A 20792-nucleotide genomic window follows, 5' to 3' on the forward strand; every position below is an offset into this window, starting at 1 on the left:
ACGCATGGACAATTCTTCGGGAAAAATCAACTACTGGCCGGGCTTCGTGGATGCCTTCTCCAACCTGGTGCTGGCGCTGGTGTTCGTGATCGTTATCCTGGCCATGTCGCTGGGTATGTTCAGCGGCCTGATGGCCAAGATGGCGATTCAACGCGCCCTGGTCGAGCAACGCCTCAAGGAGTCGCAGGCGACGCCGGCCGCCGCGGCCGGAACGCCCGACCCGGCGGACGCGGTCGATCAGGACGACGCGGACGAGGCCGGCCAGGCCGGCGCGGACCCGACGCAGGACCTTGCCGTCACGCAGGACAGCGCCCCCGTGCCGCGCCACGACACGGCCACCGCCATGGCGCCGCCCGCGGAACCGGACGACGCCTGGACACCGGCGCCAGATGCGACGCATGCGGCCGCCGCGCCGGCCGCGCCCAAGGCGCCGGACCTGGCGGTCCAGGCCGAACTGCGCAAGGAAAACGACGCCTTGCGGCAGGAACTGGCGGCCCTGCGCCGCAAGCAGGCCACCCCGTCGCCGTCGCCCGCGGCGGAGGCCGGCTCGAAAATCGACAGCGCCACCGTGCCGCCGGACGCGCCCCGGCCGCAGGACCCGTTCGGGCCGATGATGCCCGGCGGCGATCCGAAGCTGCAGCGGCACATCGACGCCGACCTGCAGCGCGTGCTCAAGGAGCTCGACGCCCTGCACGACAGCGCCGCCATGATCCACGTGGCGATCCATGTTCCCAACTACGCGCTGACCGAGAACAAGCGCACCGCATTGTTCTACCTGATCTCAATCAAGGACTATCTGATGAAGAAAAACGTGTCTCCCGAACGCATCCAGATGCACATGGACCCGGCGCCCGCCGGGCAGAACGACATGACGGTCTCCATGTCCGTCGAGCGCTGAGGAACTGCCATGACGTTATTTCGATCCGTGCGCTGGAACGTTCTGAAAGTCGTTTCTCCCCTGATCGCGGCGGCCGCCGCGGTGGTCCTCTGGCCGGGCTTCTTCAAGCTGGCGCTCGGCTCCGGCCATGCGATCTCCTTCGTGATCCTGGTTGGCCTGGGCGTCGGCTCCGCGCTCATCATCTGGCAAAGCCTGCGCGTCAACTCGCGCTGGGAGGCGCTGGCCGCCTTCATCGCCGAAGCCAACGTCGAGGGGCGCGATTGGCGCTCGCTGGGCTACGTGCGAACCACCCTGGGCCAGATGATGCTGCGCCAGGAGTCGCTGGGCCTGAGCCAGGAGGCCATCGAGCGCGATGTGGAAAACCTGCGTATCCGGGTCTACCAGCAGCAGATCCTGCCGGAATTCCTGGTCGGCCTGATGGTGGCCCTGGGGCTGGTCGGCACCTTCGTCGGCCTGATCTACACACTGGGCGACGTCGGCACGATGCTGTCGCAACTGAACTCCGGCTCCGTCGATGGGGCCGAGGTCGAGCAGGTGTTCGGCCGGCTGGTGGCCCAGTTGCAGAGCCCGCTCACCGCCATGGGCACCGCCTTCGCGGCCTCGCTGTTCGGCTTGGTGGGATCGATCCTGCTGGGCCTGATGATGGTGTTGCTGCGCAACCAGGTCGAGGACTACATGCGCACCGTGCGCAAGTTCATGCTGCAGCGCCTGGATGTGCGCAATAACCGGCTCAGCCTGACGGCCTCGGAAAGCGTGAACGAAGACATGCTGGCGCGCCAGGTGCACCACCTGGGCGAACTGGTCGAGCGGCTGGGCGAACGCCAGGCCGATTCGATCCGCGCGCACGACGCGCTGCGGCAGCAGCTTGCCCAGGCGAGCGAACAGGAAGCGCGCAACCGCGCCCAGCTTGACGCGCGCTTCGAGCAGATCGGCGACTGGCAGGACGCCACCATCGCGCAGGTCCAGGACGCCAAGGAACGCGCGGCGTCGATGCAGAACACGCTGATGGCCTTGTTCGAGCGCGGCGACGCCGCCATCCAGGCCATGCAGGTGCTGACGGACTCCTCGGCCACCAGCGTGACCACGCTGCAGCAAACGTCCGGCCTGCTGGCCAACCTGTGCGAGACGCAGGGTACGCAGCGCGAGGCGCTCGACCGCTGCGTGCAGGGGCTGGCCCAGGCGCCGGCGATCCTGGAGACATTGCAGGCGTGGAACCAGGCCGTGGATGCGCACCAGGACGCGCGCCTGCAGGCCCTGGAAACCCAGCTGAAGATGATCCGGCTGCTGCTCGAACGCAACCCCGGCATCGCCGCCCGCGAAGTCGCCGCGACGGCCTGACGCACTATCGCCCGAAGGCGCGGACATGCTTGTCATGTCCGCGCTTTTTTTTGCGCGAAGCCGCGCATGCAAAGAATCCAGACCCAAAGCAATCCAGACTCAAAGCGTACAGACTTCAACGCGTGCAGACCTCAAAGCGTACGGGCCTCCAGGCGTACAGACGCAAAAAAGCCGGCAGCGCTTGCGCGATACCGGCTTTCAGCCAAAGGTGTCGGGAAACACCTTCAAGAATTCGACCACAGATAAGTGGTCGGGGCGAGAGGATTCGAACCTCCGACTCCTGCGTCCCGAACGCAGTACTCTACCAGGCTGAGCTACGCCCCGAGTCTGGACATGGGGGGTTTATAGCTTGCGCGACCCCACGCCCTACAACTGCTGACTTCGTTGCGCTCAGTGCAACCAAATCATCTTTCCGCTTCGGCCTGAAGGGTTTGACCTTGAAGGTCTGACCTGCCTGCCTGGTGAACTTCAACGCTGCTGCGATACCGTTTTCAAGCACCGTTTTCAGCTAGCGATCTCTATTCACCGCGAAAGCGCAGAATTCTAACAGAGAATTTAGAAAAGGGGAAATGGGATAAGCAGAAAGCGCTTCGCGCGCCCGATCCGCCTCGGCCACGGCGGCCAGCCGGGCGTGTTCCAGTGCGTCCGTCGCCTGGATGGCGGCGGCCACGGCGGCGAAGTCGGCGTCGCCCGTCTTGATGGCGTCGCGGATCAATTGCTGCTGCTGCGGCGTGCCCACTTCCATCACGCGGATCAGCGGCAGCGTGGGCTTGCCCTCGCGCAGGTCGTCGCCCACGTTCTTGCCCAGCGCGGCGGCATCGCCGCTGTAGTCGAGCACGTCGTCCACCAACTGGAAGGCCGTGCCCACATGGCGGCCATAGGCAGCCGCCGCGGCTTCCTGCTCGGGCGTGGCGCCGGCCAGCACCGCCCCCACCTGGGCGGCGGCCTCGAACAGCTTGGCGGTCTTGTAGCGCACCACCTGCAGGTAGCGTTCCTGCGAGACATCCGGATCGTGCACGTTCAGCAGCTGCAGCACCTCGCCTTCGGCGATCACGGTGGTGGCCTCGGACAGGATGCTCATGATGCGCATCGAGTCGGCCTCGACCATCATCTCGAACGAACGCGAATACAGGTAGTCGCCCACCAGCACGCTGGCGGCGTTGCCGAACACCGCGTTGGCGGTCTCGCGGCCGCGGCGCAGGTCGGACTCGTCGACCACGTCGTCATGCAGCAGCGTCGCGGTGTGGATGAACTCCACCACGGCGGCCAGCAGTTGGTGATGCGTCCCTTGATAGCCAAGCGCGCGCGCCACCATCAGCACCATCGCCGGGCGCATGCGCTTGCCGCCCGCGCCAATGATGTAGTCGCCGATCGTACGGATCAGCACCACATCGGAATTCAGCCGCTCGCGGATAACCGCATCGACGGCCTTCATATCGTCAACTATGGGAGCAATGAGCGCGGGGAGATTCAAGACGTATCCGGAGTGTGAAACGAGCCATTCGTGACGGCTCTTACCGCTGGGCCGCCGGCAGGGCGGAGGGATTCGACCAGCGATTATACGGGCTGTCAGGAACGAAAGCCGGGCGCGGTGGCGCCCGGGACCCGGACACGCCGCCCGGCGGTCCGGCGCGCCCCCCAGGCGACAGCTAAGCCCTTAAACCGCAAGCGCTTTTTGACTTTTCCCCAACCCCGGGCTAATATCCCGGATTCGGTCAGTGATGGCCGAATTACGTCGGTGAATTACGCACTACGCGCCTTGCGCAACCGATGTGGCGGCAACCGCTATGGGCACCCGGGTTCCGGGGCAATTCCCGTAGGGCGCGCCAGCCCACATGCGACGCGGCCCCGAACATCCAGGGCCGTTGTCCGGCAGGTTTCCAACGCCAGGCAAGTACCGCCAGCCCCGCAGGGCTGGCAAGCGAATGAACCCATTTACCCATTTAAGGAATACCCCATGTACGCGGTCGTAAAAACCGGTGGCAAGCAGTACCGTGTTGCCATTGGCGAAAAACTCAAGGTAGAACAGATACCGGCTGACATTGGGCAAGAAATCACCCTGGATCAAGTGCTGTCCGTGGGCGAAGGCGACCAACTGAAAGTTGGTACGCCCCTCGTCGCCGGCGCCGTGATCAAGGCAACGGTTCTTGCGCAAGGCCGCCACGACAAGGTCAAGATCTTCAAGATGCGCCGTCGCAAGCACTATCAGAAGCATCAGGGCCACCGTCAGAACTACACCGAAATCCGCATCGAAGCCATCACGGCTTGAGACGCGACTCGGCACCACATTAGCAGGAGCTAAAAATGGCACAGAAAAAGGGCGGCGGCTCTACGCGAAACGGACGCGACTCAGAATCGAAGCGTCTGGGCGTCAAGGCTTTCGGCGGTGAACTGATTCCCGCTGGTTCGATCATCGTGCGTCAGCGCGGCACCCGTTTCCACGCTGGCGTGAACGTCGGCATGGGCAAGGACCACACCCTGTTCGCGCTGATCGACGGCAAGGTTCAATTCGGCTTCAAGGGCGCGTTGAACAAGCAAACCGTTTCGATCGTCGCCGCCGAGTAATTCTCGACGCAGCACGGTCCGGCCAGCGGCGCGGTCGCCTCAGCGATCCGCCGCCGGCCAGAACGGCAAAGCCCTGTCGCATGCGGCAGGGCTTTTTTCCTTCCCGGCCACTGCCAATGCGCAGTGTCCTTCGCCACCCGGTGGCGAGCCCGCCGGCCGCGAGGCCCGGACGGTTTTCAGGCAGAATAAGCGGAATGTTCCGCCCTGCCCTCCCGGCAATGCCCCGTCACGGCGGCACGGCCCTCTAATACAGACACGCGCAGACATCATGAAATTCGTAGACGAAGCCACCATCGAAGTCGTCGCCGGCAAAGGCGGCAATGGCGTGGCGAGCTTTCGCCGCGAAAAATTCATCCCCAAGGGCGGCCCGGACGGCGGCGACGGCGGCCGCGGCGGCAGCATCTACGCGGTGGCCGACCGCAACATCAACACGCTGATCGACTTCCGCTATGCGCGCCTGCACCGCGCCAAGAACGGCGAAAACGGCCGCGGCTCGGACCAGTACGGCGCCGCCGCCCCGGACATCACGCTGCGCGTGCCCGTCGGCACCGTCATCCATGACGCCGACACCGGCGAAGTCCTGTTCGACCTGAACCGCCACGACCAGAAAGTCGTGCTGGCGGCCGGCGGCCAGGGCGGCATGGGCAACATGCACTTCAAGTCCAGCGTCAACCGCGCCCCGCGCCAATGGACGCCCGGCAAGGAAGGCGAACACCGCTATCTGCGCATGGAACTGAAGGTGCTGGCCGACGTCGGCCTGCTGGGCCTGCCCAACGCCGGCAAGTCCACGCTGATCACCCGCATCTCCAACGCCAAGCCGAAGATCGCCGACTACCCGTTCACCACGCTGCACCCCAACCTGGGCGTGGTGCGCACCTCGCCGTCGCGCAGCTTCGTCGTGGCCGACATCCCCGGCCTGATCGAAGGCGCCTCCGAAGGCGCCGGCCTGGGCCACCTGTTCCTGCGCCATCTGGCGCGCACCCGCGTGCTGCTGCACCTGGTGGATGTATCCACGCCCGATCCGGATGCCGATCCCGTGGAACAGGCCGTGATCGACGCCCGCGCCATCGTCGAGGAACTGCGCCGCTACGACCCCGAGCTGGCCGACAAGCCGCGCTGGCTGGTGCTGAACAAGCTCGACATGGTGCCTGACCCCGAAGACACCAAGCGCCGCTTCCTCGATCTGTACGACTGGAAGGGTCCGGTATTCGGCATCTCCGGCCTGTCCGGCGAAGGCACCCAGGACCTGATCTACGCGCTGCAGGACTACCTCGACGCCGAACGCGAAAAGGAACAGCTGGCGCAGGATCAGGCCGACGGCACCTACGTCGCCGAAGACCCGCGCTTTGACGACACCCGCGGCGATGCCGACAAGAAGCCGGCCGCGCCGCGCGGCGACGAATAAGCCATAATCGCAGTCTCGTTCGATTACGCCTTTTCTCGCGCCGCAGCCCGCCGCCATCATGTCTGCCGAATCACCCGCCGTTTCCGTTGTCGCCAACGCCCAGCGCCTCGTCGCCAAAGTCGGCTCGTCGCTGGTCACCAATGAAGGCCGCGGCCTGGATCGCGCCGCCGTGGCGCATTGGGCTGCCCAGATCGCCGCGCTGCACAAGCAGGGCAAGCAGGTGGTGCTGGTATCGAGCGGCGCCATCGCCGAAGGCATGGCCCGCCTGGGCTGGCGCAAGCGCCCGTCGGTCATGCACGAACTGCAGGCCGCCGCCGCGGTGGGCCAGATGGGCCTGTGCCAGGCCTACGAGGCGGCATTCGCCGAATACGGCCTGCGCACCGCGCAGATCCTGCTGACCCACGAAGACCTGGCCGACCGCCACCGCTACCTGAACGCGCGCAGCACGCTGTTCGCGCTGCTGCGCCTGGGCGTAGTGCCCATCGTGAACGAAAACGACACCGTGGTCACCGACGAGATCCGGCTGGGCGACAACGACACGCTGGGTGCGCTGGTCACCAACCTGATCGAAGCCGACACGCTCATCATCCTGACCGACCAGCGCGGCCTGTACGATGCCGACCCGCGTAAGAATCCCGGCGCCAGGTTCATGGCGCACGCCCAGGCCGGCGACCCGGCGCTGGAAGCGATGGCCGGCGGCGCCGGCAGCGGCATCGGCACCGGCGGCATGCTGACCAAGGTGCTGGCTGCCAAGCGCGCCGCGCGCAGCGGCGCGCACACCGTCATCGCGTCTGGCCGCGAACGCGACGTACTGACGCGCCTGGCGCAGGGCGAATGCATCGGCAGCGAGTTGCAGGCCACCCTGCCGGTGTGGTCGGCGCGCAAGCAATGGCTGGCCGACCACCTGCGCCTGCGCGGCCGCGTCGTGCTGGACGACGGCGCCGTGCAGGCGCTGCTGCGCGAAGGCAAGAGCCTGCTGCCGATCGGCGTGATCGAGGTGGAAGGCGAATTCGGCCGCGGCGACGTGGTTGCCTGCGTCGACGGCCAGGGCCGCGAATGCGCGCGCGGCCTGATCAATTATTCATCGGCGGATACCCGCCGCATCCTGCGCCAGCCGTCTTCGCAAATCGCGCGCATCCTGGGCAGCATGACCGACCCCGAGCTGATGCACCGCGACAACCTGGTCGTGCTCTGACGCAGACCGGCTTCAGTCCGCCCCGGCCGCGTCCAGGCCGGCGCCATCCTGCGGCATCAACATATAGCCCCACCCGCGCACCGCCAGCACCGGCAGGTCGATGTTGAGCCTGCGCGCCTTGGAGCGCAGGCGCGAGACCAGCACGTCGACGCGCCGCGCGCTGTCCATCGGGTCGCGCATGGCATCGGGGAAGAAGCCTTCGCGCGGCAGGCATTGATGCGGCGCGTTCAACAGGCTGACGAAAAAGGCGCGCTCGGTGTTGGTGAGAGGCATGCGCTCGCCCGAAGGCCCGGCCAGCATGCGCGCGCGGCCATCCACGCGCCAGCGCGGCAGGTTGTCGGTGGTGGGATGCTGGCAGCGGATCAGGTTGCGCAGCACGGCATCCCATTCGGGAATGCTGGCCAGCGGCGGCACGCACACATGGGCGCCGGCATCCAGCGCTGCGATGCGCGCCTGCGGCGAGTCGTCGAGCGATTGCCAGACCACCGAGCACCCCGGCGCGGTGCGGCGCAGCGCGGCGATCAGGTCGGGCAGCCCGTCATCCGAGCCGCGCAGCACGACCACATCGGCGGGCTCGTTGCGCAGCCGCGCCAGCACGCCATCCGGCGACCGGCACAAGCCGACTTCCCACTGGAATTGGCGTAAGGTGTGCACGAATTTATTGCACGCCATTCCACCAAGTTGCACAACCAGGACGTAACCTCTTTCCTGCATGGGATAGCCTTTCTGAAGTTATCACTTAAGTAATATTTATATCCACCAAAGTGCCTAAGGCGCAAGCTTCAATCGACGCGTGAAAACTTTTTCAGACCGACTGAAGCACGCCCGTCTTCTGCGTGGCTACACGCAGAAAACGCTCGCGCGCATGGCCCGCCTATCGCAAAGCGCGATCGGCAGCTATGAGAGCGGACTGCGCCATTCGAGCCGTTCACTGCGCAAGCTGGCGCAGGTGCTGAAGGTGGAACTCGAATGGCTGGAGACCGGCAAGGGCCCCATGGAATTGCCCATGGAAAGCTACGACCTGAGCGATACGCTGCCGGCCACGGGCGTGGCCGAGCCGCCGCCCCGCACGATGACGCGGCGTTCGCGCCCACTGGCGCCATGGCCCTTTCCCAATATCTCGCCCGCGCAGTTCGACACGCTCACCGCCGACGACCGGGTGACGCTGGAAGCCCTGGCCCTGACCTTTATTGAATCGGCGCTGGCGCGCCGCGGCATCAAGCCGCGGGGCCGCAAATCCTGATACCGGCGCGCCCGCGATAGAGATAAAAAAAGCCCGGCATGCCGGGCTTTTTGCTGTTGCCTGCGCCGCTCAGGGCTTGGCCGGCGCCGGAGCCGGCGTGGCGCCGGCGGCCGGGGCGCTGTCACCGCGGATCTTGGCGGCGATGTCCGAGGCGGCCTTCGCCGAGGGCACTCCGAAGGCCAGCACGCCGCGATTGAGCGGCTCGCCGATGCGCGGCGCGGCGATCAGTTCACGATCGATGACCAGCGCCAGCATGTTGCCGACGTTCTTGCTGCTGATTTCGTTCAGCTTGCGCGCGCCGGCTTCGGAAAAGCGCAGGCCGACGAAGTTGGCGCCCTGGCGATCCACCAGCGCGGCGGCCTCGGTCAGGTCGGCGCGCGTCAGCACCGGCTGCTGCTGCATGTAGATCTTGCCGTCGGGCAGGCTGACTTCCACCAGGCCGGGGCCAGCCTGGGTCTGGGCCACGTAGAACTCGACCACCGACGCGGTGGCCGGCTGTTGGCTGGACGGCTGCTGCTGACCGCTGGCGTCGGGCGTGGCAGCGGCGCCGGACTTGGTCGGGGCGGTCTTGCAACCCGCGAGCGCAAGGGTCATGACAACCAGGGCGGGCGCCAATTTGCGTAGGGTCAGTTGCATACACGTTTCCTTCTTGAGTGGACTGGGGCCGGCGGGCTGACCGCAGGCTGACGTGAAAAAGTGTACAGAACCTGTATGGCAGTGTCTCCCCAGACTGATTCCAAATGTAAACCGGTACTACCATTGCCGGCCGGCATGGCGGCGCACACGGAATTGCGCTGCCGCGCCGCAGCATCGATCGCCATTCGCGTGGCGGCCAGGCAGGCTCTATACTTCGCTTTCGCGCAGGGGTACTCGTCGCGCCGAACCGGCCCGACGTGTTGAGAGAGTCCCTTCGTACCAGTACGGATAATGCCGATGCTGGGAGCCGTATTCCCGCCATGCCCGCATGGCGGGAGTCCATTCCCGATCGGCTCCAAACCATTCGCTTGGAGCTTTCCATGAACGCCAATCCCAAATTCCTGGCCGCCACCGCCGAAGTCGACGCGGCCGCGGTCGCCCCGTTGCCCAAATCCCGCCGGGTCTACGAGGTCGGTTCCCGTCCCGACATCCGCGTGCCGTTCCGCGAGATCGAGCAGGACGACACGCCCACCATGTTCGGTGGCGAAAAGAACCCGCCGCTGACCGTCTACGATTGCAGCGGCCCGTACACCGACCCCGATGCCAAGATCGACATCCGCCGCGGCCTGCCGGAAGTGCGCCGCGCCTGGATCGACGAACGCGGCGATACCGAGGTGCTGTCGGGCCCGACCAGCGAGTACGGCAAGCAGCGCCTGACCGATCCCAAGCTGACGGCCATGCGCTTCGACCTGCAACGCCCACCGCGCCGCGCCGTGGCCGGCGCCAACGTCTCGCAGATGCACTACGCGCGCCGCGGCATCATCACGCCCGAAATGGAATACGTGGCGATCCGCGAAAGCCTGCGCCGCGAGCATTATCTGCAGACGCTGCGCGACAGCGGCCCGGACGGCGAGAAGATGGTCAAGCGCCTGCTGCGCCAGCATCCGGGCCAGTCGTTCGGCGCCGCCATTCCCGCCGTCATCACGCCGGAATTCGTGCGCGACGAGATCGCGCGCGGCCGCGCCATCATCCCCGCCAACATCAACCACCCGGAAGTCGAGCCGATGGCGATCGGCCGCAATTTCCTGGTCAAGATCAACGCCAACATCGGCAACTCGGCCGTCAGTTCGGGCATTGGCGAGGAAGTCGAGAAGATGACCTGGGCGATCCGCTGGGGCGGCGACACGGTCATGGACCTGTCGACCGGCAAGCACATCCACGAAACCCGTGAATGGATCATCCGCAATTCGCCGGTGCCGATCGGCACAGTGCCGATCTACCAGGCGCTGGAAAAGGTCGACGGCAAGGCCGAGGACCTGACCTGGGAGATCTTCCGCGACACGCTGATCGAGCAGGCCGAACAGGGCGTGGACTACTTCACGATCCACGCCGGCGTGCGCCTGCCGTTCATTCCGATGACGGCGGACCGCATGACGGGCATCGTCTCGCGCGGCGGCTCGATCATGGCCAAGTGGTGTCTGGCGCATCACAAGGAAAGCTTCCTGTACGAGCGCTTCGAGGAAATCTGCGAAATCATGAAGGCCTACGACGTCAGCTTCTCGCTGGGCGACGGCCTGCGTCCGGGTTCGGGCTATGACGCCAACGACGAGGCCCAGTTCGCCGAGCTCAAGACGCTGGGCGAGCTGACGCAGGTGGCCTGGAAGCACGATGTGCAGGTGATGATCGAAGGCCCGGGCCACGTGCCGATGCAGATGATCAAGGAGAACATGGAGCTGCAGCTGGAACACTGCCACGAGGCGCCGTTCTACACGCTGGGGCCCCTGACGACCGACATCGCGCCGGGCTACGACCACATCACCTCGGGTATCGGCGCGGCGCTGATCGGCTGGTACGGCACGGCGATGCTCTGTTATGTGACGCCCAAGGAGCACCTGGGGCTGCCGAACAAGAAAGACGTGAAGGACGGCATCATCACGTACAAGATCGCGGCGCATGCGGCGGACCTGGCCAAGGGCCACCCGGGCGCGGCGATCCGCGACAACGCGCTGTCGAAGGCACGTTTCGAGTTCCGCTGGGACGACCAGTTCAACCTGGGCCTGGATCCGGATACGGCCAAGGAATTCCACGACGAGACCCTGCCGAAGGACTCGATGAAAGTGGCGCACTTCTGCTCGATGTGCGGGCCGCATTTCTGCAGCATGAAGATCACCCAGGACGTGCGCGATTATGCGGCGTCGCAGGGCGTGAGCGAAAAGGAAGCGCTGCAGAAAGGCATGCAGGAGAAGTCGATCGAGTTCGTGAAGAAGGGCGCCGAGGTCTATCACCGGCAGTAATCTTCCGAACCGATTGCCCGGACGCCGGGCCGCCGCGCATGGCGGCGCTCCGGCGAATCGGCGGTAACAGACAAGGCCTGGAGCGACCGCTCCAGGCCTTTTTCCTTATCTGCTTTTTTTTTTGCAGAGTTAGTCCGATCTTGTATCGCGGGCTTGGGGGGCGGGACGCGGCCTACAGCAGCTTGCCTGGATTCATGATCCCCTTGGGGTCCACCACCCGCTTGATCTCCCGCATCAATCGCAGTTCGAGCGGGTCCTTGCTGTGCAGGAAATGGTCGCGCTTGAGCTGCCCGATGCCATGTTCGGCGCTGATGCTGCCGCCGTAGCGGTTGACCTCGTCCAGCACCGCGTCCGTGATCGCGGCGCCGTGCTCGGCCACCCAGCCGCGCTCGGCGCTGGCGGGACGCGACAGGTTGTAGTGCAGGTTGCCGTCGCCGAAGTGGCCGAAGATGAAGGGGCGGATGTCCGGATACAGCGCGCGCACGCGCGCTTCGGCCGAGACCATGAAGTCGGGAATGCGCTCGATCGGCAGCGACACGTCATGCTTGAGATGCGGGCCGTCGGCGCGCTGGGCCTCGGAAATCTCCTCGCGCAGTTTCCACAGCGCCTGCAACTGCGCCAGCGATGCGGACACGACGGCGTCCAGGCACAGGCCGCGCTCCAGCGCAGTGCCGATCACGTTTTCCAGCAACGCGTTCAAGGCGGCTTCGTCGGCGGTGTCGGCCAGCTCGACCAGCACGTAGGCGGGATAGCGCTGCCCGAACGGCTCCTGCACGCCGGCGGCATGAGCCAGGACCAGGTCGAGGCAATCGCCGGAGAAGTACTCGAAGGCCTGCAGGCGCGCGCCGCATTGTTCGAACAGAATCTCGAACAGTTGCAGGGCCTGGGCCGGCGATTCGACGGCGGCCAGCACCACCGAGCGCACGTCGGTGCGCGGAAACAGGCGCAGCGCCACGGCGGTGATGACGCCGAGGGTGCCTTCCGAACCGATCAGCAATTGCTTGAGATCGTAGCCGGTGTTGTCCTTGCGCAGCGTGCGCAGGCCGTTGAAGACTTCGCCGCTGGGCAGCACCGCTTCCAGACCCAGCACCAGTTCGCGCGCCATGCCGTAGCGCACCACATTGACGCCCCCGGCGTTGGTGGCGACGTTGCCACCGATCTGGCTGGAGTCTTCCGCCGCCAGGCTCAGCGGCAGCAGGCGGCCGGCGTCCTGGGCGGCGCGGCGCAGATTGCCGAGGATGCAGCCGGCTTCCGCGACCAGGGTGTTGGCAACCGTGTCGATGGCGCGCACCGCGTTCATGCGGTCCAGGCTGAGCACGACGTTGGCGGCGGCGGCGTCAGGCGTTGCGCCCCCGCACAGGCCGGTATTGCCGCCACGCGGCACCACCGGCACGCCGGCGTCGTTGCACAGCGCCAGGCAGGCGGCCACGTCGGCGGTGGTGCGCGGGCGGACCACCGCCTGCGCGTGGCCGTTGTACAGGCCGCGCCAATCGGACAGCCAGGGGGCGATGTCCTCGTGGCCGGTGAAAACGGTATCCGGACCCAGGGCCTGGACCAGGCGCTGGGCGATGTCGGTTGTGCTCATGATGTCTGCCTGGAAGCGGGAAAAAGGGAATCGAGGCGCAGGCGATTGGCCGCCTGCCGCAGATGGCCTTCGGCCATGCGCCGCGCGCGGGTCGCATCGCGGTCGCGGATGGCGTCGAACACGGCAACGTGCTCGTGGTGTACGGCGTCCGTCATGCCGGCCAACTGGCGGCTGTGGGCGCGCGCGGTGGTGACGGCCAGGCGCAATTGCAGGTTCAGGTATTGCAGCAGGTCCTGGTAGAACGGATTGTGGGTCGCGGCCGCCACCGCCAGGTGAAAGGCGATGTCGTGCTCGACGCCCTGTTCCGGATGATGCTGGTGGCGCTCCAGGTCGGCCAGCGCGCGCGCCATGGCGTCCAGGTCGGCGGCGCTGCGGCGCTCGGCCGCCAGCGCCGCAGCGCCGCCCTCCAGCTCCATGCGCAGTTCGTAGACGTTGGCCAGCTGCTCGCGGCTGACGGCGATATCGGCGGGCACCTGAAAGCCCTGCGCGCCGGTGCGCGCCAGCACCACGCTGCCCGACCCCTGGCGGCTCTGGATCAGCCCCTGGGCGCGCAGGCGCTCGGTCACTTCGCGGATGACCGCGGCACTGACGCCATACTGGTCAGCCAGAATGCGGCCGGACGGCAACTTGGCGCCCACGGGGTAGACGCCATGGGCGATGTCGCCCGCGATCTGGCGGGCGACCTGTTCGGTCAGGGTCAGGCTCTTGGTCAGCATAGCGGCCAAGTATAGCCGAAACCTTTCAGGTTATCTGATAACTTTGAGCAAGGAACCCCGCGCAGGCGCTGTCGCCCCCCCCCGCCGCTCAGGCCGCCGCTTCGGCGTCGCCGGTCGTGCGCGCGCCCTCGCCGTCCGGCATGCCGGCAACGGAGCAGCAGCGCCCGCCACGCGCCTTGGCGCGGTACAACGCGGCATCGGCTGAATCCAAGATGGCCTGGGCCTTGCGGTTGGCGCCGGAAATGATGGCGATGCCGATCGACAGCCCGACGCTGACGCGCGAGCCATCGGTCAGCACGATCGGCTGGCCGACATCGCGCAACAGATGGTTGCCCAGGCGCAGCGCGGCCGTGGCGTCGATGCCGGTGGCCAGCACGATGAACTCATCGCCGCCGATACGGGCGGCGACATCATCGACCCGCAACATGCCGCGCATGCGCTGCGCGATCGTCTTCAGGACATGATCGCCGGCCGCGTGGCCGTGGGTGTCATTGATGATCTTGAAGTCATCCATGTCGATGTAGAACAGCGCGGCGGCGCTGTCATGCGCGCGGGCGCCCGTGCAAATGCGATCGAGCGCCGCTTCCAGCCCGGCGCGGTTGGCCAGGCCGGTCAGCACGTCCAGGCTGGCGCGGCGCTCGTTCTCGCGTTCGGCCAGCATGGTGGACACCAGGATGCGCCGCAGCCGTTGCGACGCGATGCTCATGCTGACCAGGTAGAACGGAATCTGGATGAACACGATGGCGGTGACGTATTCCCCGGAGAACAGCGCGCCCAGGCCCATCGGCCCCAGGCTCAGGAAGATCATGGCGGCCACCAGCCGCGGCGCGCCGTAGTTGCGAAAGCAGATGCCGCCCGCCATGGCGCCGCAGGACACGCCCGCCAGCGTGGCGGCCAGCCAGTCCTGGTTGAGGAAGGTGACGAGCACGCCGTAGCCGACGCTGCAGGCCCACAGCAGGGCCAGCACGATGTAGATGTCGGTATGGGTCTTGGCGCCGCGCGCGGCGTTGCGCAAGGCCGACCGCAGAACCATGACGCGCACGACGGCCAGCAGGATCTCAAGGAGCAGCCAGGATATGTAGAGCGGCTCGGGACGGCGCCAGGCCACGACGCCCGCGATCATCAGGGTATTGATGACGCCGCCGGCAAAAATCGGCAGGGTGCCGAACAGACTGGCGATCAATGCGGCGCGGATATCCGCCGGCGTATCCTGCCCGGAATCCGTCAACCAGCGGGTCAGCCGCCATGTCGGCAGGCTGAATCTCAGTCCTCTATCCACTCCGTCCCATCCAAAGCTGCCCGCCATGGCGCGGCCGACTGGCTGGCGTTATAGCAGGTATTTCAGGCCTTTAATATTGTCCGCGAGGGCAATAACCGGCGATTTTTCAGGGACGGGATAGCGTGACTCAGCGGTCACGCGCGCCGCATACGGCGCATTCGGGGTCGCGCTGCACGTTGACGCTGCGCCATTGCATGGTGCGCACGTCCAGCCACAAGAGCCGGCCCGACAGGCTTTCGCCCACACCGGACAACAGCTTGAGAGCCTCGGCGGCCTGCATGCTGCCAATGATGCCGACCACCGGCGCAAACACGCCCATGGTGGCGCAATTGGCCTCTTCAACGTCGTCCGCCTCGGGAAACAGGCAGTGATAGCACGGCGCGTCCGGGTCGCGCAGGTCGTAGACGCTGACCTGGCCGTCAAAGCGGATGGCCGCGCCCGACACCAGCGGCTTGCGGTGCTGCACGCAGGCGCGGTTGATGGCGTGACGCGTGGCGAAGTTGTCGGTGCAGTCCAGCACCAGGTCGGCTTGCGCCACGGCGTCGGACAGGGCCTGGCCCTGCAACCGTTCGACGCGGGCATGCACGCGGGTCTGGGGATTGAAGGCGGCCAGCATGTCGCGGCCGGACTCGGCCTTGGGCCGGCCGACGCTGGCGGTGGTATGCAGGATCTGGCGTTGCAGGTTGCTCAGCTCGACGACGTCGTCATCGGCCAGCGTGATGTCGCCGACGCCGGCGGTGGCCAGGTAGAGCGCGGCGGGCGAACCCAGTCCACCCGCCCCCACGACAAGCACACGCGCCGCCAGCAGCCTTTCCTGCCCTTCGATGCCCAGCTCGTCGAGCAGGATATGGCGGGCGTAGCGCAGCAGTTGCTCGTCGTTCATTTGCTCTTGCTGGGCTCGACTCCGGTCGGCGTGATCTTCAGGCGCTGGGTCGGACCGGTGCCGGGCTTGGCGTCGGCCTTGGCCTGCGCGCGGGCCGAGCCCTTCTGCACCGGTTTGCCGGCCAACAGGTTCAACGCCTGCTGCAGTTGGAAGTCGTCCTTGCCGCCGAACTCGAAGATCTTGGTCGGGATGTCGACGTTGTCCTGGTTGGTGTTGGACTTGATCTCGTTGGTCGTGCCCGGATTCGACAGGTGGCGTTGCAGGTCGGCTTCGCGCGGCAGGCGGAACAGGTCGCCGTCGGCGGTGTCGGCCACGACATAGTCGGGCTCGATGCCGGTGGCCTGGATCGAACGGCCGCTGGGCGTGAAATAGCGCGACGTGGTGAGCTTGACCGCGGTGGTTTCCGACAGCGGCAGGATCACCTGCACCGAGCCCTTGCCGAAGGTACGGTTGCCCAGCACCTTGGCGCGCTTGTGGTCCTGCAGCGCGCCGGCCACGATCTCGGAGGCCGAGGCCGAGCCGACGTTGACCAGCACCACCATCGGCACGGTCTTGGTCCAGGCCGGCAGGCCCGCCAGGTAGTTGCTTTCGCCACGGGCGTATTCGGACGGAGTGGCCAGGTACTTGTGACGGGCGTCGGGCGTGCGGCCGTCGGTCGACACCACCAGGGTGTCGGCCGGCAGGAACGCGCCGGACACGCCGATGGCGCTGGTCAGCAGGCCGCCCGGGTCATTGCGCAGGTCGAGCACCAGGCCCTTGGGCGTTTCCTTGGCGCCCAGGTCCTTGAGCTGCTTGGCCAGATCGACCCCGGTCTTTTCCTGGAACTGGGCGATGCGCACGTAGGCCACGCCGTTATCCAACATCTTGCTGCGCACGCTGCGCACCTTGATGATGTCACGCACGATCTTGAGCACGATCGGCTGGGGCCGGTCGGCGCGCATGATGGTCAGCGTGATGGGAGACTTGGGCGCGCCGCGCATGAGCTTGACGGCGTCGTTCAACGACATGCCCTTGGTGGGCGTGTCGTCGATCTTGATGATGAGATCGCCCGCCATGACGCCGGCGCGCGCGGCCGGCGTGTCTTCGATCGGCGAGATGACCTTGACGAAGCCGTCCTCGGCGCCGACCTCGATCCCCAACCCGCCGAATTCACCCTGCGTGGCCGTCTGCATTTCGCGGAAAGCGTCGGCATCCAGGTAGGCGGAGTGCGGGTCCAGATTCGACACCATGCCGGATATGGCGTTGTCGATCAGCGTCTTGTCATCGACCGACTCGACGTAGTTGTTCTTGATGGCCGCGAAGACGTTGCTCAACTGCCTGAGTTCATCCAGCGGCAAGGGGCTGCCGCGCTGGGCGACAGCGGTGACGCCCACGCTGAGCAGGACACCTGCCACCGCACCGATGGCAATCAGACCGAAACCGCGAAACTTGCGAGTGCTCATGCACACTTCCCGAATGGTTTTCGCCCTTGAGGGTTTTTGGCTTTACTGGGCCAGCCACTGGGCTGGGTCCACAGGAGCGCCGCGATGGCGAATTTCAAAGTATAGGCCGGATTCCACTTGGCCGCCGGTTGCGCCTACGGTGGCAATAGTATCCCCCGCCGCGACGGAATCGCCCACCCGTTTGAGCAGACTTTGGTTGTAAGCATAGACGGTCAGGTATTGCTGGCCATGATCCACAATGATGAGATTGCCAAAACCCCTCAGCCAATCGGCATAGACCACTGTGCCGGGGGCCACCACTTTCACGGGCGTGCCTTCGGGGGCGCGCAGCACCACGCCCCGCCAGACACCGCCATCCGGGCGGTCCACGCCGAAACGGCCCTGCACCGGCCCGCGCACCGGCGCGGCCAAACCATGGCGCAAGCCATTGCCACCGCCGACCGGCACCGGACGCTGGGCCGATGCCGTACGGGTTGGAGTGGTTCCCTGGTCGTCGGGTTCCGCCTTTTTTGGGGCGTCCGCGGGTTTTACCGGGGGCGGCGTCTCGGCCGGCCCGGTCAGACGGGGATGGCGGCTGTCGGCCGGGCGCAGGCCAGCGGCGTCGGGATCGGCCACCACCACCGGTCCGCGGCCCTGGCGCGAAGCGGCTTCAACCTGTTCGCGCGCCGCGGCGGCCTCGCGCGCCTCGCGGTCGCGGCGGGCCGAATCGGCCACGGCCTTATCGGCGGCCTTGCGCTCGGCCTCGGCCTGGCGGCGGGCCGCTTCGGCGCGGCGGTCGGCCTCGGCCTGCTTGCGCGCCGCTTCGGCGCGCCGGGCTTCCTCGGCGCGGCGCGCTTCCTCGGCGCGGCGGCGCGCTTCTTCGGCCTTGCGGGCTTCTTCGACCTGTTTGGCGATGGCCGCGTCCAGGTCGGTGATCAGGCGCGACAGGCGCTGGTCGTCGCGCCCCAGCTTGCTGGCTTCGGCGCGCTGGGCGGCGATCTGCCCTTCCAGGCGCGCCAGCAGCGTCGCGCGTTCCTTCTGCTGGGCCACCAGCGCGGCCTTCTGTTCGGAGGTCTCGGCCACCAGCTTTTCAAGCTCGGCGCGGCGGGCATCGGCACGCCCCTGCAGCGCCGCCAGGCGATCGATATCGGCCCGCAGCGCCTCGACGGCGCGGGCGCGGGCCTGGGAGACATAATCCAGGTAGCCGAGGTTGCGGCCCAGCACCTGGGGATCGTCGCCGGACAGCAGCGCGGTCCAGGGCGACAGCCCGCTGGTGTACTGGGTACGCAGCTGGTCGGCCAATTCGATCCGGCGCTTGGCCAGCACCGCCTGCTGCGCCGTGATCTGCTTTTCCAGGCCCGCCAGGTCGGCGCTTGCCTGGCGGTTGGCCTCGGCCAGTTCCTTCAGGCGCAGGTTGATCCGGGAAATCGCCGATTCCGACTGCTTCAGGGCGTCGGCGGCCTCCTTGCGGGCCGCTTCGCGCGTATCGATGTCTTTTTGCAGATTCTCGATACGGTCGCGCAGCTGGGCCTGCTGCCTTTCGGCCTCGGACTGGCGGTCGGCGAGATTGTTGGGCGCGGCGCCCGCCGGCAGCGCTCCGCCAGCCAGCACCACCGCCACCAACCATCCCGCCATGCGCGCCATGTATCAGTCCTTCTTTGCCTTGCCTTGGGCCGCGACCGCGGCCATGGCCGCCTCAATCTCGGCGGCATCGCCCAGATAATAGTGGCGGATGGGACGCAGGTCATCATCCAGTTCATACACCAGCGGCTGGCCGGTGGGGATGTTCAGGTTGACGATGTCGTCGTCCGAGACGTTGTCCAGGTGCTTGATCAGGGCGCGCAGGCTGTTGCCGTGGGCGGCGATGAGCACCTTGCGGCCGGCGCGGATGGCCGGGGCGATCGACTCGTTCCAGAACGGCAGCACGCGCGCCACGGTGTCCTTCAGGCACTCGGTGGCCGGCAACTGGTCGGCCGGGATCTTGGCATAGCGGCTATCGAAACGCGGGTGGCGCTCGTCGTCCAGCGACAGGGGCTCGGGCGCGATGGCGTAGGCGCGGCGCCAGATCAGGACCTGCTCGTCGCCGTACTTGGCGGCGGTCTCGGCCTTGTTCAGGCCCTGCAGGGCGCCGTAGTGGCGCTCGTTCAGGCGCCAGTTCACGCCCACCGGGGTGTACATGGCGTCCATGGCGTCCAGCGCGATCCACAGGGTGCGGATGGCGCGCTTGAGCACCGACGTGTAGGCCAGGTCGAAGGTATAGCCTTCTTTCTTGAGCAGTTCGCCCGCCTTGCGGGCCTGTTCACGGCCGGTTTCGGTCAGGTCGACGTCAGTCCAGCCGGTGAAACGGTTTTCCAGATTCCACTGGCTTTCGCCGTGGCGCATCAGAACGAGTTTGTGCATGGTTTGGCAGGCGTGTAACGCGGGTTAAAGTTGCGGAATGCGCTCATTTTATAATTGAGCGATTTTGCCCTTGATTTTGCCCCGGCGCACCCGTCGATTTCCCGGCGTGGCGCTTGAGGCTTCGCCGTTACCAGGCTAGACGCCGCTCTTCAGGATGCCCCGTGGACCTTCTGCAATTCTTGCTCGATAAGAACAACATCTTCATTGTCGCCGTAACCATCGTTTCCGGGGTCATGCTGGCGATTCCGGCCCTGCGCAAGGGCCGCACCGGCTCGGCCGTCAGCACCGGCGAGGCCATCCAAATGGTCAACCAGCGCCAGGCCGTATGGATCGACGTGCGGCCCGCCGAGCAGTTCCAGGCCGGCCACATCGCCCAGGCGCGCAGCGTGCCCGCCGCCGACCTGGAACAAAAAGCCGCTTCGCTGCCCAAGAACAAGCCGCTGGTCGTGGTTTGCGACAATGGCCGCGAATCCGCCCGCGCCGCCGCCAAGCTGCGCGCGCAGGGGTTTGCCGACGCCGTGCCGCTCGAAGGCGGCATGCGCGCCTGGCTGGCCGCCAGCCTGCCGGTCACCCAGAAGGGTTGAAGCGGCGCGGCGCGCCCCCACCTACCCATAGAATCCGCCTGGAGCGCCTATGAACAAAGTTGTCATGTACAGCAAGGACTATTGTCCTTATTGCGCCCGCGCCAAGGCGCTGCTCGAGCAGCGTGGCGTGACCGACCTGGAAATCATCCAGATTGACCGCGAACCCGGCCAGCGCGACCGCATGATCGAGCGTACCGGCCGTCGCACGGTACCGCAGATCTTCATCGGCGAGACCCACGTCGGCGGTTGCGACGACCTGATGGCGCTGGACCGCTCCGGCGGCCTGACGCCCCTGCTCAACGGCTGAAATCCCGGCATGATGCCTGGCCGACCGCCCCTTTTTGCCCCTC

The 20792-nt window shown here is 66.6% G+C and carries 20 protein-coding genes and 1 tRNA gene; 10 read left to right on the forward strand and 11 right to left on the reverse strand.

Annotated features, from left to right (window positions below):
- Window positions 1–4: 4 nt before the first annotated feature.
- Together HV701_RS09380 and HV701_RS09385 are read left to right on the forward strand one after the other, a co-directional pair.
- Window positions 5–898: a hypothetical protein gene (locus tag HV701_RS09380; protein ID WP_175132802.1), complete on the forward strand. Its 894-nt coding sequence runs from the start codon at window positions 5–7 to the stop codon at window positions 896–898.
- Between the two features lie 9 nt (window positions 899–907).
- Window positions 908–2236 carry a hypothetical protein gene (locus HV701_RS09385; protein ID WP_175132803.1) on the forward strand — a complete coding sequence of 443 codons (1329 nt, stop codon included), beginning with the start codon at window positions 908–910 and terminating at the stop codon, window positions 2234–2236.
- Between the two features lie 247 nt (window positions 2237–2483).
- On the opposite strand, the gene HV701_RS09390 is transcribed toward HV701_RS09385, so the two are convergent.
- Together HV701_RS09390 and ispB are read right to left on the reverse strand one after the other, a co-directional pair.
- Window positions 2484–2560: transfer RNA gene (locus tag HV701_RS09390), tRNA-Pro, on the reverse strand.
- A 184-nt stretch (window positions 2561–2744) separates the two neighbouring features.
- Window positions 2745–3710, reverse strand: a complete 966-nt coding sequence (gene ispB, locus HV701_RS09395; protein WP_175132804.1) for an octaprenyl diphosphate synthase — start codon at window positions 3708–3710, stop codon at window positions 2745–2747.
- Window positions 3711–4193: 483 nt separating this feature from the next.
- Here ispB and rplU point away from each other — a divergent pair, with 483 nt between their 5' ends.
- The 4 genes from rplU to proB all read left to right on the forward strand — a co-directional run bounded on the left by rplU (window position 4194) and on the right by proB (window position 7401).
- On the forward strand, window positions 4194–4505 hold the full coding sequence (gene rplU, locus HV701_RS09400) for a 50S ribosomal protein L21 (RefSeq protein ID WP_175132805.1): 312 nt from the start codon (window positions 4194–4196) through the stop codon (window positions 4503–4505).
- 35 nt (window positions 4506–4540) lie between these two features.
- Entirely contained in the window at window positions 4541–4801 is a 261-nt protein-coding gene (gene rpmA / locus HV701_RS09405; protein WP_006216229.1) for a 50S ribosomal protein L27, read from the forward strand.
- 268 nt (window positions 4802–5069) lie between these two features.
- Window positions 5070–6206 (forward strand): GTPase ObgE, encoded by a 1137-nt coding sequence (gene obgE / locus HV701_RS09410; protein ID WP_175132806.1) that lies wholly within the window; start codon window positions 5070–5072, stop codon window positions 6204–6206.
- 58 nt (window positions 6207–6264) lie between these two features.
- Window positions 6265–7401, forward strand: a complete 1137-nt coding sequence (gene proB, locus HV701_RS09415) for a glutamate 5-kinase (protein WP_175132807.1) — start codon at window positions 6265–6267, stop codon at window positions 7399–7401.
- 12 nt (window positions 7402–7413) lie between these two features.
- On the opposite strand, the gene HV701_RS09420 is transcribed toward proB, so the two are convergent.
- Window positions 7414–8055, reverse strand: coding sequence for a winged helix-turn-helix domain-containing protein (locus HV701_RS09420; RefSeq protein WP_236755554.1), 642 nt, complete (start codon window positions 8053–8055; stop codon window positions 7414–7416).
- 139 nt (window positions 8056–8194) lie between these two features.
- On the opposite strand from HV701_RS09420, the gene HV701_RS09425 reads away from it, so the two are divergent.
- Entirely contained in the window at window positions 8195–8644 is a 450-nt protein-coding gene (locus HV701_RS09425) for a helix-turn-helix domain-containing protein (protein WP_175132809.1), read from the forward strand.
- Window positions 8645–8713: 69 nt separating this feature from the next.
- Here the strand turns inward: HV701_RS09425 and HV701_RS09430 are convergent, their stop codons facing one another.
- A complete protein-coding gene (locus HV701_RS09430) occupies window positions 8714–9280 on the reverse strand; it encodes a SecDF P1 head subdomain-containing protein (protein WP_175132810.1) in 567 nt (188 codons plus the stop codon).
- Window positions 9281–9660: 380 nt separating this feature from the next.
- Here HV701_RS09430 and thiC point away from each other — a divergent pair, with 380 nt between their 5' ends.
- Complete coding sequence (thiC, locus tag HV701_RS09435; RefSeq protein ID WP_175132811.1) at window positions 9661–11574, forward strand: phosphomethylpyrimidine synthase ThiC; 1914 nt, start codon at window positions 9661–9663, stop codon at window positions 11572–11574.
- 172 nt (window positions 11575–11746) lie between these two features.
- On the opposite strand, the gene HV701_RS09440 is transcribed toward thiC, so the two are convergent.
- The 7 genes from HV701_RS09440 to gpmA all read right to left on the reverse strand — a co-directional run bounded on the left by HV701_RS09440 (window position 11747) and on the right by gpmA (window position 19858).
- Entirely contained in the window at window positions 11747–13159 is a 1413-nt protein-coding gene (locus HV701_RS09440; protein WP_175132812.1) for an FAD-binding oxidoreductase, read from the reverse strand.
- Complete coding sequence (locus tag HV701_RS09445) at window positions 13156–13875, reverse strand: FadR/GntR family transcriptional regulator (protein ID WP_175132813.1); 720 nt, start codon at window positions 13873–13875, stop codon at window positions 13156–13158. Before HV701_RS09445 ends, HV701_RS09440 begins: the two co-directional genes overlap by 4 nt.
- Before the next feature lie 88 nt (window positions 13876–13963).
- Window positions 13964–15154: a GGDEF domain-containing protein gene (locus HV701_RS09450; RefSeq protein WP_175132814.1), complete on the reverse strand. Its 1191-nt coding sequence runs from the start codon at window positions 15152–15154 to the stop codon at window positions 13964–13966.
- Window positions 15155–15281: 127 nt separating this feature from the next.
- Entirely contained in the window at window positions 15282–16037 is a 756-nt protein-coding gene (locus HV701_RS09455; RefSeq protein WP_175132815.1) for a HesA/MoeB/ThiF family protein, read from the reverse strand.
- Window positions 16034–17479, reverse strand: a complete 1446-nt coding sequence (locus HV701_RS09460; RefSeq protein WP_175132816.1) for a S41 family peptidase — start codon at window positions 17477–17479, stop codon at window positions 16034–16036. The genes HV701_RS09455 and HV701_RS09460 overlap by 4 nt, the downstream gene beginning before the upstream one ends.
- Window positions 17480–17521: 42 nt before the next feature.
- Window positions 17522–19102: a murein hydrolase activator EnvC family protein gene (locus tag HV701_RS09465; RefSeq protein ID WP_175132817.1), complete on the reverse strand. Its 1581-nt coding sequence runs from the start codon at window positions 19100–19102 to the stop codon at window positions 17522–17524.
- A gap of 3 nt (window positions 19103–19105) precedes the next feature.
- Complete coding sequence (gpmA, locus tag HV701_RS09470; protein ID WP_175132818.1) at window positions 19106–19858, reverse strand: 2,3-diphosphoglycerate-dependent phosphoglycerate mutase; 753 nt, start codon at window positions 19856–19858, stop codon at window positions 19106–19108.
- Between the two features lie 161 nt (window positions 19859–20019).
- On the opposite strand from gpmA, the gene HV701_RS09475 reads away from it, so the two are divergent.
- Both HV701_RS09475 and grxC read left to right on the forward strand, forming a co-directional pair.
- The gene (locus HV701_RS09475; protein ID WP_175132819.1) at window positions 20020–20442 is read left to right on the forward strand and encodes a rhodanese-like domain-containing protein; all 423 of its coding nucleotides are present in this window, start codon (window positions 20020–20022) and stop codon (window positions 20440–20442) included.
- 49 nt (window positions 20443–20491) lie between these two features.
- Window positions 20492–20749, forward strand: a complete 258-nt coding sequence (gene grxC, locus HV701_RS09480) for a glutaredoxin 3 (RefSeq protein ID WP_175132820.1) — start codon at window positions 20492–20494, stop codon at window positions 20747–20749.
- Window positions 20750–20792 lie beyond the last annotated feature (43 nt).

Source organism: Achromobacter pulmonis, assembly GCF_902859765.1.
GTDB classification, from domain to species: domain Bacteria; phylum Pseudomonadota; class Gammaproteobacteria; order Burkholderiales; family Burkholderiaceae_B; genus Achromobacter; species Achromobacter pulmonis.